The sequence below is a fragment of the Limosilactobacillus agrestis genome (genome assembly GCF_014145585.1).
GTDB lineage: Bacteria > Bacillota > Bacilli > Lactobacillales > Lactobacillaceae > Limosilactobacillus > Limosilactobacillus agrestis.
Genome location: NZ_JACIVF010000053.1, coordinates 68,639 through 81,388, shown reverse-complemented (window position 1 = coordinate 81,388; position 12,750 = coordinate 68,639). Strand labels below are relative to the sequence as shown.

The window sequence follows — 12,750 nt, the reverse complement described above, 5'->3', positions numbered from 1 at the left end:
CTTTGCTACGTATAATTTTATTGAATAAATTCAAAAACAAATTTTTCAATTCTTACAAGATCGCCATCTTGAACGCCTTTAGCTCTTAACGCATCATCAACCCCCATCCGGCGAAGTTGACGAGCAAAACGTAATTGGCTTTCTTCATGAGTTAAATCAGTCATCTTAAATAACCGAATAAGCTTTTCGCCACCCAATACCCAAGTACCATCTTCATCCTTGGTAATAGTAAAGTCTGCTTTATTATCCTTTACAGGGGCGGCCGCACGGTATTCAGCGACTAATTCTTTATCATGACTCTCACTATCAAATGCGGGCGTCTTGTCCAAGAGATCAGCAGTTAATTGCATTAATTGTTGTACCCCTTGATGAGTAACTGCTGAAATAGGAAAAATTTCTGGCTGTTTTTCTAAAGTCTTATCCGCTGCCAAATCAGCTTTAAAAGTGGCCAAGTTATTAGCAGAATTTGGTAAATCCATCTTCGTCGCTACTACAATTTGTGGTCGCCTTAATAACTCGGGATCGTAATTAGCAAGTTCTTTATTAATTTGCCGGTAACGTTCAATTGCTTGATGAGGGTCTTCACTACTCATATCAACTAGGTGAAGAAGAACGCGCGTACGTTCAATGTGTCGTAAGAATTTCAATCCAAGACCAACACCCTTAGATGCTCCTTCAATTAAACCGGGCATATCAGCCATTGCAAAATCACGACCATCTGGTAACATTACCATCCCCAGATTAGGAGCTAAGGTTGTAAATTCATATGCAGCAATTTTAGGTTTAGCACCTGTTACTACTGATAATAAAGTGGATTTTCCAACAGAAGGGAATCCAACTAATCCGACATCCGCAAGCATCTTCAATTCCAATTCTAAGTAGTGGTCCTCACCTGGTTCTCCATTTTCAGCAATTTCAGGAGCAGGATTCTTAGCACTGGCAAAGTGAATATTGCCCCGGCCTCCACGACCACCCTTAGCAACTACTAATTCTTGATCTTTTTCAACAAGATCTCCAATAATCTCACCAGTATCCAAATCCCTAACAGTAGTACCTTGAGGAACAGCAATAATTGTATCTTCGGCGCTTGGACCAGTCATCTGTTTACTCATCCCATTGCCACCATTTTTAGCTTTAAAAATTCGGTGATAACGGAAATCCATTAAAGTTCGTAATCCTTCGTCAACTTTTAAAATAATACTGCCACCCTGGCCTCCATCACCACCAGCTGGGCCACCGTTAGGAACATATTTTTCACGACGAAATGCAACCATTCCATCGCCACCCTTACCTGCATGTACTTCAATTTTTATTTGATCAACAAACATATTCATAATGATTGTCTCCGTTCTTTAGTCTATTATTTAGTATATTTAAAATTTACAAACCTGTCAAAACTCAATCATGACTACTTCCCTTAGCCACTTCCGCATTTTTCTGCAATGAAACTTTGATTAACTGGGCTGTAGGTCGATTAATCCCTAGTGAATGGATTTCATCAACCGATGCTTGCGCAATTTTGGTAATTGAGCCATATTTTTTTAGTAATTTTGTCCGAGTCCGTGGCCCCACTCCCTTGATTTCATCCAAACGTGAACTCAGAGAATGTTTGGTATGAACTCGCCGGTGGAAAGTAATCGCAAACCGGTGAACCTCATCTTGAATGCGCTGAACTAAGTAAAAGCCTTGGCTACGTGGATTTAAATTAATATGGTGGTCATCATCTCCGAACAGTAAGTCAGCTGTTTGGTGTTTATCATTCTTTACCATCCCTATTACAGGAATATCAAGACCAAGTTCATTCTCTAAAACATCTTTGGCTGCATCCATCTGAATTTCGCCACCATCCATAAAAATCATATCCGGCATTGGCTTATTTTCTTTTAAGAGACGCGAATACCTCCGCCGAATAACTTCACGGGTACTAGCAGCTTCATCAGCGTGATTAATTACCGTTTTCAATTTATACTTCCGGTAAAAATTTTTAGCAGGCTCTCCGTTAATAAATACAACCATTGCACTAACAGGATCAGCTCCTTGAATATGAGAATGATCAAATGCTTCAATCCGGTGACCCTCTGGAAGTCCAAGGGCATCCGTAATCTCCTTCATCGCACCAGTGGTTTTACTCTGGTCCATCTCAAGCAGCCGAAATTTTTCATCTAAAGACAACTGAGCATTTTCATGTGCCATTGCTAAAAGATCTCGTTTTTCACCACGAACTGGTGTCCGGACTGGTATCCCTAGTATCTCGCTTATTTCTTTATTGGGGAGGCCTTTGGGAAGGAGAATTTCGTGAGGCAAAATATTATTACGTCGATTATAAAACTGGAGAATAAAGCTAGTCATTTCTTCGACCGCCGTATCCACGATTGGAAATAGGCGTTTTTCTCGCTTCATTAGCCGCGCCTGCCGGATAAAGAAAATTTGAATAGAAAGCCACCCTTTGTCCATATAGAAATTAAATAAATCACGAGGGGTTTTATCATTTGAAATAATCTTTTGTTTTTCAACCGTCACTTCAATATAGTGAAGCTGGTCCCGAATTTCAGCAGCTCGTTCAAATTCCATATTTTCTGCTGCTCGTTGCATCTTCTTAGTTAATTGTTGCTTAACTGTCGCTGTGTTTCCGTTCAAAAATGACTTGATTTTCTTAATTTGCTCTTCGTATTCACTTTTAGGAACTTCTTTAAAACAAGCTCCTAAGCATTGTCCCATATGGTAATACAAACATGGCCGGCCTTGATACCCATTACATCGCCTTAATGGGTAGACCTTTTGAATGAAATGCATTGTTTCTTCTGCAGCATAGACATTTGGATAGGGGCCAAAATAATATCCACCGTCTTTTTTTATTTTACTAACAATCTTAATTTGCGGATCCCGCTCATTCGTTATTTTTATGTAGGGATAACCAGTTCCCTTTTTTAATTTAATATTGAAATAAGGTTGATGTTTTTGAATCAACGTTATTTCAAGTAAAAACGACTCCTTATTAGTCGAAGTCACAATGGTTTCAAAGTCCGCAACTTCCGAAACCATTTTAGCTACTTTACCGTTATGACTACTCTTAAAGTAAGAGCGAACCCTATTCTTTAAATTTTTAGCTTTGCCAACATAAATTATCTGATCATTAATGTTTTTCATCAGGTAGCAACCTGGCTTATCAGGTAACAATGCTAGTTTATGTTCCAAATGTTCACTGGCCATCGCAAAATCCCTCCGAAAAATTATCTAACAATATATTATATCTGAAAAATCATCATTAAAGCAAAGAAAGTGTTTAGAAATAATTGTACATTTAGTAAAATTTATGCTAGCATTTTGTCAAATATAAAAAAGGAGCTAAAAAAATGGGATTAGTTACTAGAAGAAGCGAGCAGCTTGACAAATTATTTGATCAATTTGCGGTTGACCCTAAAAAGCCAAAAGCAACTAAAAAGAACGATGAGAAAAAAGAAAAGGATAGTAAAGAAAACAAAAAGAAATAATACAAAAGCGGGTGGAAAAAGCAAAGTTTTTCCACCCGCTACTATTTTCATGAACAATCACAAGATAACGTGGAAGCACCTTCAAGACGATTGTTTCTCTGCCATCTTATTTTTTAATTCTGTTTTTTAAAACCAGTCGGATAGCGCTGATTCAATTCTTCAATATTTGCTTTGGCGACTTCTTCAAATGGAATATCTGCCCATTCTGCAATTTGAGATAAATACCATAAGACATCACCCATTTCGTGAATTAGTTCCTTACGATCTAATTTCCGACTACGAAAAGTATAGTTCTTTACTAAATCAACGACTTGTCCTGATTCTCCGGCTAATCCTAATGCGCAATTTGTTAAAACTTGTTCATTTCCATATAAGGTTCGTTTTGCCGCATTTTGGTATTCATTAAAATCCAACTTAGTTCTTCCCCATTCGCTCTTCAATCCACTGCCAAACATCATCTTTACCCTTTTTCTCTGTTGCTGAAAATAGAATAATTGGTGTTGAACTTTCAACATCAAGGGCCTTTTTAATAAGACTTAGTTGTCGATTCCATGCACTCCGTTTTACCTTATCAATCTTTGTCCCTACAATTAATGTTGGAATATTGTAGTACTGTAACCAATTATACATATTTACATCATCAGGGGTGGGTTCATGCCGTGCATCAACTAATTGAATAACTCCGCGCAATTGTTCACGTTGAGTTAAGTATTGTTCGATCATTTTTCCAAATCGTTCTCGCTCTTTTTTCGAGACTTTAGCATACCCATATCCTGGAACGTCGACAAAATATACCTTATCTTCAACGTCATAGAAATTTAATGTCTGAGTTTTTCCTGGCTGGCTAGACGTATGAGCAAAATTGCGACGATTGATTAGGACGTTTGTCAACGATGATTTTCCAACATTTGAACGACCAACTAAAGCAATTTCTGGAATATTTGTTTTAGGATATTGTTCATTACTCACGGCACTGATTGTTAAATCTACATTGTGAACTTCCATTTGCTCACCTCATTTCATTAAGAAGCCTGTTCATCTTTTAAAACGTAACGAGGTTCTGTATGTTGTGTTACACATCGTTTATCAATAATTACCTTTTCTACATCTTTACGACTTGGCAAATCAAACATTACATCCCGCATTACATCTTCAATAATTGAACGCAGACCACGAGCACCTGTATTTCTCTTAATTGCTAGTTGTGCCATTGCTCGTAATGCACCATCTGTAAAAGTCAACTCGCTTCCATCAAGGCGAATTAACTCTTGATATTGCTTAACTAATGCATTCTTTGGCTCAGTAAGGATTCGAACAAGGTCATCTTCGTCAAGTTTTTCAAGCGCAGTCATCACAGGTAACCGTCCAATAAATTCTGGAATTAATCCAAACTTAAGAAGGTCTTCTGGAATAACATGTTGCAAAATATTTTTATCAGTAACCTTTTCTGCTTCCCGCGAATCTGTCCCAAATCCAATTGTCTTATCCCCAAGTCGTTCCTTAACAATTGTTTCGATTCCATCAAAAGCTCCACCAACAATAAAGAGGATATTCTTCGTATCAACTTGGATAAACTCTTGTTGTGGATGCTTTCGCCCTCCTTGAGGTGGAACATTGGCAATTGTTCCTTCGAGAATTTTTAAGAGAGCCTGTTGAACCCCTTCTCCAGAAACATCACGCGTAATTGATACATTTTCACTTTTCTTTGCAATCTTATCAATTTCGTCAATATAAATAATTCCTTTTTCGGCACGTTCTACATCAAAATCAGCCGCTTGAAGTAATTTAAGGATAATATTCTCAACGTCTTCACCAACATATCCCGCTTCAGTTAAGGTTGTAGCATCAGCAATTGCAAACGGAACATTTAGAATACGAGCCAACGATTGGGCAAGATATGTCTTCCCAGAACCAGTTGGACCAATTACGGCAATGTTACTCTTTTGAAGTTCCGTATCATTATTATCACCACTCATCATTGCATTAACCCGTTTATAGTGGTTATAAACAGCAACTGCCAATGTTTTTTTTGCATCACCTTGACCAATTACATAGTCATCCAGTTCGTTAACAATCTCTTCTGGAGTTGGCACACGGAAAGCTTTTTTGGCTTCATCTTCTGCTAATTCCTGATCAATAATTTGTTTACAAAGGTCAACACATTCGTTACAAATATAAACGCCAGGACCAGCAACAATTTTTTTTACTTCATCTTGTGATTTTCCACAAAATGAACAGTGAACTGAATCCATCCCAGTGGTATCTTCAAACATAAATGAACCTCCTCTAAGACTTATTAAAATATAGTAACAAAATTACTGTTTAATTTCGAATAAATTACTCAGTAAATTATCTACTATTTTCTCTTACTAGTGTTCGATTAAAATAGCGAGGCTGGAAGAAAACTACTGTTTTCTCCCAGCCTCATTGATTAGTAATTATTTAACAAATTACTTGTCAGACTTTTTGTCATCCTTAACTTGCTTTGCTGAATCAGCAACTAAGTCAACAGCCTTACGGATCTTAATATCATGCATTAACATATCTTTAGATAATGCTTTCTTTACAGCATCTTCTTCCATACCGTATTGCTTTGCAAGGTCAGAAATTTCTTTAGTGATTTCTTCATCAGTAGCATCTAAGTTAGCATCGTCAACAATTGCTTCTAAGACAAGGTTAGTCTTTACACGTTGAGCAGCATCGTTAGCAAATTGCTTCTTCAAATCTTCTTCCTTTGTACCAGTAATTTGGAAGTACATTTGAGGACTGATACCTTGTTGTTGCATTCCTGCTAAGTATTGTTGCATTTGACGGTTAGTGTCATCATCCAACATTGCTTGTGGAATATCTTGGATTTCAGCATTGGCAACTGCCTTGTTAATAGCAGCATCTTCAATAGCAGCCTTAGCTTGATTATCCTTTTCTTCTTGAAGTTGCTTCTTAGTCTTTTCCTTTAATTCAGCTAAAGTATCAACGTCTTCATCAACATCCTTAGCAAAGTCGTCATCAAGTTCTGGTAATTGCTTTTCCTTGATTTCGTGAATCTTAACCTTGAATAGAGCATCTTTACCAGCAAGATTCTTAGCATGGTAATCTTCTGGGAAGGTAACATTTACATCAACATCTTCATCAGCATTGTGACCGATTAATTGATCTTCGAAACCTGGAATGAAAGATCCTGAACCTAATTCAAGTGAGTAATTTTCAGCTGAACCACCATCAAATTCTTCACCATCAACGCTACCCTTGTAATCAATAACAACAGTGTCACCCTTTTCGGCTGGCTTACCTTCTTTTAATACAAGTTCAGCTTGTTGTTGACGCTTAGTTTCAAGTGCATCATCAACATCAGCATCAGTAACAGTGGTATCTTGAGCAGGAACTTCCATACCCTTGTATTCACCTAATTTAACTTCTGGCATAACATCAACTTCAGCAGTCAATACCCATGGTTGGCCCTTTTCCATACTCTTAATATCAATCTTAGGTTGATCTACAGGTTGAATATCAGTTTCTTTTACTGCTTCATTATATGCATCCGGTAAAACCTTGTTTAGGGCATCTTGATATAATGATTCTTCACCATACATTTGGTTAAAGATTTGACGAGGGACACGACCTTTCCGGAATCCCGGAACTGTGATCTTTTTACGAGTCTCAACGAAAGCTTCGTCAATTCCCTTGTTAATAGTGTCGACATCAATTTCAAATGTCAATGTACCTTTGCTGGCATCGCTATCGCGTTCCCATTTTGCTGACATTTTATTTCCTCCAATAACAAATCAATTTGACTAATTAATATTTATAATTAGTCTTTACATACTATATTAGTTTACCGTAGGAGACCAGTAATTGCAACTTATTGCCGGCTGATCCCTAAGTTATTTTCAAATCTTTTTACAAAAGAAAAAAGACTTGGGTTCCCCCAAGTCTTTTAGCACATTTGTACTCAAAAATTAGTCTAAAATGTCGGATACAACACCGGCACCAACAGTGTGTCCACCTTCACGAATAGTGAACTTAAGACCCTTTTCAAGAGCAACTGGCTTTTGTAAGTTAACAGTGAATGTAACGTTATCACCAGGCATAACCATTTCTACACCATCTGGTAATTCGATAGTACCAGTAACATCAGTTGTGTGGAAGTAGAATTGTGGACGATAATTTGAGAAGAATGGAGTATGACGTCCCCCTTCTTCCTTGGTCATAACATAAACTTCACCCTTGAAGTTCTTGTGAGTTTGGATTGAACCTGGTTCAGCCAAAACTTGACCACGTTGGATTTGGTCGTGTGAAATACCACGAAGAAGTACACCAACGTTATCCCCAGCTTCACCAAGATCAAGAGTCTTGTGGAACATTTCCAAACCAGTAACAGTTGACTTAAGAACGTCATCAGTTAAACCAACGATTTCAACTTCGTCACCGACTTTAACAGTACCACGATCAATACGACCAGAAGCAACAGTACCACGACCAGTGATAGTAAATACGTCTTCGACAGGCATCATGAATGGCTTGTCAGTAGGACGCTTTGGAGTTGGAATGTAATCATCAACAACATCCATTAAGTGAAGGATAACTTTTTCTTGTTCTGGGTCACCTTCGAGTGCCTTAAGAGCGGAACCACGAACAACTGGAATATCATCACCAGGGAAATCGTATTCACTAAGCAAGTCACGAACTTCCATTTCAACTAAGTCAACTAATTCGTCATCGTCAACTAAGTCAGTCTTGTTTAAGAAGACAACGATGTATTGAACACCAACCTGACGAGCAAGAAGAATATGTTCACGAGTTTGTGGCATAGGACCATCAGTAGCAGCAACAACAAGGATAGCACCATCCATTTGTGCAGCACCAGTAATCATGTTCTTAACGTAGTCAGCGTGTCCAGGAGCATCGATGTGTGCATAGTGACGCTTTTCAGTTTCGTATTCAACGTGGGCAGTGTTGATAGTGATACCACGTTCCTTTTCTTCTGGAGCAGCATCGATATCAGCGTAATCTTCCGCCTTTGCTAAACCTTTGGCTGCCAATACCTTTGTAATAGCAGCAGTTAAAGTAGTCTTCCCGTGGTCAACGTGGCCAATAGTACCAATGTTAACGTGGGGTTTTGTACGTTCATAATGTTCTTTTTCAGCCATTAATGAAAACCTCCTGATAATTTACAAGTATAATGCCAGGCCATCTAGCTTGATGACTGACATACCCTTATACATATTGTACAACTTCTTTTCGCCAATTGAAAGCTTTAATCTTAGGCTCTGAAGAAGAATTCTTAAATATAATATCAACTATCTGTTCATTTGTAAATGTATTTGACTAATGTTTTTCTATTAATTCATCAATCTCCTTACTTAGTCGCTCCTGCCATGTGCTAGAAAACGTATCTGTTACAACTTTTTTCCCTTCAATTCTAGCAATTAAAACATCTGTCCATTCATCAATATCTTTAATGATTTGATTAACTCGTGGGTACAAAAACATTGCCTGTAATTGAAATTCTTGTATTGCCATTTTTTCTGTTTGTGGATTTTGATTTCCACATTTTTCTGCAATTAATTTTTTCCCTTCACTAACTATTGGTAATAAATTCAATGGCTCGATATCAGCCGGAACAATTGTATATTCATTCTTATCTAACCAATAAATGGTGACTGGATCTGTAACTTGTAACTTACTAAGCAACTCAACTAAACTAGATTTCACTAGTGGATGAGTGTATGGATCGCGAAGTAAAAATTTAGCACCTGTAACAAATTCATTTAACGGAAGCTTAAAAGCTGCCTGTAACCTACTTTGTTGCTCTTGAAGAGAATAATCGCCTAAATGATAAAAGTCTCGTAAACGTGTTTGCAAAGTCTCTTGATAATCCAGACGAGATTTTTCTTCCCCCCTTACAACAATTGGTAGCAAGTCTTCTTGCCATTGAGAAAGGCTACTAATTACCTCTCTTGCTAGAACAAATAATTCGTTTTGACATAAAATAGTAATGGCAATCTGGGCATCCGAAAAGCTATCAAACATTACTTCTAAATATTCAAACAAGTAGGTGCAGGCCCGTATATATTGTTGAGAATGATACAAAGCAATGATCGTTAATCGACCAATTTCTGAATCATCAACATCGCTTATAAGATCTTCTAGAATATCACTAGCTTCTTGCCATTTTTCTTCAGCAATTAATTTTTGAGCCTGAAGGTACTGATCTTGTTGGGTTTCATTCATTTTTATCACCCTTTATATTTCATTCATACTTACATTCTTTACAGCGATACCAAGTCAATTCCACGTCAAATTGCAACTATTCATTAAAAATAGAGGTTGGGAGAAAACTTTTGCTTTCTTCCAGCCTCCCTTCACTCAGTTCATGTTAAATAATTACTTTTTCTCTTTTGCCATCCGTTTTTTTCCACGACCACGGTGATGTTCTTTAGTTGATCGTGATTTTGTAGATTTATCTTCCTTTTTTTCAGTACTATTTTTAGCCTTCTTTGCGTGCTGGTTGACTTCCATAATAACTGGCAAAATAACTGGGTGTCGTTTAGTTTGGTCAAACAAGAACCGGTTTAATTTGTCACGAACATCCTGTTTCAGGTGGCTCCAATCAAATTCTTTTTGATCAAGATTTTCTTGAACAATCTTTTCAACTAAATCAGCACTCTGCTGCATTAGTTGACGATTAGTCTTTACAAACACAAATCCCCGTGACGTAATTTGTGGCCGAGCAACAATCTTTTTCTTTTTTCGATCAATAGTTGCTACTACAACAAAAATTCCATCTTCTGACAATACACGCCGATCACGTAAAACAATATTACCAATATCACCGACACCCGTACCGTCAATCATGGTATTACTTACATCAATATGTTCACCAACATAGAACTTATCATTTTTGTAAGTCAGGATATCGCCTTTATTAACGAGGAAGATATTTTCTTTTGGAATCCCTACTTCTTCTGCTAATTCTGCATGACGATCTAATAGACGAAATTCACCTTGAATTGGGATGAAGAACTTTGGCTTCATGAAATTCAACATTAACTGTTCATCATTTTGATTAGCATGTCCAGAAGGATTCAAATCATCAGAAATAAACTTAACCTCTGCTCCCGTACGATAAATCATATCCTTTGTCTTTTGTACCTCGGTCTCCTGAGCATAGGAAGGAGTAGTAGTAACAAAGACGAGATCGGTACCTGTTAACTGTAAATTAGGATTATCACCATTTGCAATTTGCTGTAATGACTTAATCGGTTCACCCATTTTACCAGTTTCCAAAATAACAACTTGTTTTGGTTCAAGCTTTTCTGCTTCCTTACGACTAATAAACAAGTCGTCTGGTAAGTGTAGCTTCCCTAAAGACATTGCTGTATCAATAATCTGTTCAATATCTTTACCAGATAAAACAATCTTCCGTCCAACAGCAACAGCAGCATTAATAATTTGCTGTACACGCATAATATTTGAAGCAACACTAGCAACAATAATTCGTCCATTTTGATATTTAAAGGTTTCTTTAATATATTCTCCAATATCTTGCTCACGAGCAGATGCACCCGTAATTCCGGCACCAGCAGAATCACTCAAAAGTGCTAATACACCTTGTGATCCAATCTCTGCTAAACGAGCAAGGTCTGTTTGATAACCTTTTTTAGCTGTCTGATCGAATTTAAAATCACCAGTATAAACAATGTTCCCTGCTTTGGTTTCTAAAACAACCCCTAAAGTTTCAGGAATAGTATGAGTCGTCTGAAAGAATGAAACCGTAACATCATTAAAATCAATTGCTGTTGAAGCATCAACAACATGAAAATCATTAAACTTCTTAACTTCCTTATGGTTTTTAACCGCCAGCTTTGCTAAGGCAATTGTCATCTCGCTTCCAAATACTGGAACATTAAAATCCATTAAGAAATATGGCAATGCGCCAATTGAATCTGCATGTCCATGTGTTAAGAATACCCCAACTATTTTATCTTTATGTTCACGAAGATATTCCCAGTCAGGAATGACAACATCAATTCCCATTAATTCATTTTCTGGATACTTTAATCCTGTATCCAAAATGAAAATTTGGTCTTCAATCTCTACGGCATACATGTTTTTTCCATTCTCACGTACACCACCAAAAGGAATAATTTTAATATTATTATCCATTGATTTGGCTCCTTTAATATTTAGTTTTGAACCTCTTATCAATTACAATGTGTAACGATAAGAATTTTATATCGTTCATTATAGCTATAAATATCTTACCACAATCAATGAAAATAATGGAGCAAAAACAAAAAAACACCTTGCCCCAGCAAAAGGCAAAGTGCTTTGATAATGTAATATTATCGACGTAAACCTAACTTTTGGATAAGTTCACGGTAAGCAGGTAAGTCAGTCCGACGTAAGTAAGCCAATAAGTTACGACGGTGACCAATCTTCTTCATTAAACCGCGTTGTGAGTGGTAATCATGCTTGTGTGTACGAAGGTGATCATTCAATTCGTTGATGTCAGCAGTTAAAACGGCAACTTGAACTTGAGTAGAACCAGTGTCCCCTTCGTGAGTTGCAAATTCCTTAATAATTTGATCTTTACGTTCTTTTGAAATAGCCATGCTATTTTCCCACCTTTCAATATTAATGCGCCTAAGATCTAAGTATAACGTCGGTGAGGATCGTTAAACTGAGAAGAGGCAATTAATTACTTGCTTAAAGTAACCTATATAAATATACATAAAATTTATCAATGTTGCAACTATTTCTGTGAAATTTTGACTTGATTGACGTTAGCTATTGCATTGCTCGCTAGTCTTTTGTATAATGACAAATGTTGAAAATTCTGGTCAACTGAAATTCGGGTAACGGAGGTGAAACTCATGCCAATTATCAAATCAGCAATTGAACGTGTTCGGACTAGTGAAAAAGCTGAAGCACGTAATGCTTCACAATTAAGCCAAATGCGGACTGCTATTAAGAAGTTCGATAAGGCAAAGCTTGCTGGCGCAGATAACCTTGATGACTTATACAAGGCTGCTATCTCAGCAATTGACCGTGCCCACTCTAAGGGTCTTATCAAAGCTAACAAGGCTGCACGTGACAAGTCACGTCTTTCAGCACGTTACGCTAAGTAATAAAAAAAGCAACTATTAAGTTAGTTGCTTTTTTTATTACTTAGCGTAACGAGAGCAGAATGGAAAAGATAAATGTTTCCCCCACTCTCTATTGCTAGCCGCCTATTCTGCTATCAAATTAATAATTT

The 12,750-nt window shown here is 37.2% G+C and carries 12 protein-coding genes; 2 read left to right on the top strand and 10 right to left on the bottom strand.

What is annotated here, in order from left to right:
* Positions 1-17: 17 nt before the first annotated feature.
* Together obgE and uvrC are read right to left on the bottom strand one after the other, a co-directional pair.
* The gene (gene obgE / locus H5R88_RS04835; protein WP_182578242.1) at positions 18-1,334 is read right to left on the bottom strand and encodes a GTPase ObgE; all 1,317 of its coding nucleotides are present in this window, start codon (positions 1,332-1,334) and stop codon (positions 18-20) included.
* A gap of 64 nt (positions 1,335-1,398) precedes the next feature.
* Positions 1,399-3,210 (bottom strand): excinuclease ABC subunit UvrC, encoded by a 1,812-nt coding sequence (gene uvrC / locus H5R88_RS04830; RefSeq protein ID WP_182600389.1) that lies wholly within the window; start codon positions 3,208-3,210, stop codon positions 1,399-1,401.
* 143 nt (positions 3,211-3,353) lie between these two features.
* Between uvrC and H5R88_RS04825 the strand changes: the two genes are divergently transcribed.
* Positions 3,354-3,491 (top strand): SPJ_0845 family protein, encoded by a 138-nt coding sequence (locus H5R88_RS04825; RefSeq protein WP_182578240.1) that lies wholly within the window; start codon positions 3,354-3,356, stop codon positions 3,489-3,491.
* A gap of 113 nt (positions 3,492-3,604) precedes the next feature.
* On the opposite strand, the gene H5R88_RS04820 is transcribed toward H5R88_RS04825, so the two are convergent.
* From H5R88_RS04820 to rpsO, 8 genes are all read right to left on the bottom strand, one after another.
* Positions 3,605-3,904: a nucleoside triphosphate pyrophosphohydrolase family protein gene (locus H5R88_RS04820; protein WP_182578239.1), complete on the bottom strand. Its 300-nt coding sequence runs from the start codon at positions 3,902-3,904 to the stop codon at positions 3,605-3,607.
* 1 nt (position 3,905) lies between these two features.
* A complete protein-coding gene (yihA, locus tag H5R88_RS04815) occupies positions 3,906-4,496 on the bottom strand; it encodes a ribosome biogenesis GTP-binding protein YihA/YsxC (protein WP_182578238.1) in 591 nt (196 codons plus the stop codon).
* Between the two features lie 17 nt (positions 4,497-4,513).
* The gene (gene clpX / locus H5R88_RS04810; protein WP_182600388.1) at positions 4,514-5,764 is read right to left on the bottom strand and encodes an ATP-dependent Clp protease ATP-binding subunit ClpX; all 1,251 of its coding nucleotides are present in this window, start codon (positions 5,762-5,764) and stop codon (positions 4,514-4,516) included.
* A gap of 177 nt (positions 5,765-5,941) precedes the next feature.
* Complete coding sequence (tig, locus tag H5R88_RS04805) at positions 5,942-7,252, bottom strand: trigger factor (RefSeq protein WP_182578236.1); 1,311 nt, start codon at positions 7,250-7,252, stop codon at positions 5,942-5,944.
* Between the two features lie 195 nt (positions 7,253-7,447).
* Positions 7,448-8,638, bottom strand: coding sequence for an elongation factor Tu (gene tuf / locus H5R88_RS04800; protein ID WP_182578235.1), 1,191 nt, complete (start codon positions 8,636-8,638; stop codon positions 7,448-7,450).
* A gap of 178 nt (positions 8,639-8,816) precedes the next feature.
* A complete protein-coding gene (locus tag H5R88_RS04795) occupies positions 8,817-9,722 on the bottom strand; it encodes a hypothetical protein (protein ID WP_182578234.1) in 906 nt (301 codons plus the stop codon).
* 153 nt (positions 9,723-9,875) lie between these two features.
* Positions 9,876-11,657 (bottom strand): ribonuclease J, encoded by a 1,782-nt coding sequence (locus tag H5R88_RS04790; RefSeq protein WP_182578233.1) that lies wholly within the window; start codon positions 11,655-11,657, stop codon positions 9,876-9,878.
* Between the two features lie 179 nt (positions 11,658-11,836).
* Positions 11,837-12,106 (bottom strand): 30S ribosomal protein S15, encoded by a 270-nt coding sequence (gene rpsO / locus H5R88_RS04785; RefSeq protein ID WP_003666833.1) that lies wholly within the window; start codon positions 12,104-12,106, stop codon positions 11,837-11,839.
* Positions 12,107-12,367: 261 nt separating this feature from the next.
* Here rpsO and rpsT point away from each other — a divergent pair, with 261 nt between their 5' ends.
* A complete protein-coding gene (rpsT, locus tag H5R88_RS04780) occupies positions 12,368-12,622 on the top strand; it encodes a 30S ribosomal protein S20 (protein ID WP_003666832.1) in 255 nt (84 codons plus the stop codon).
* The last annotated feature ends 128 nt before the right edge of the window (positions 12,623-12,750 follow it).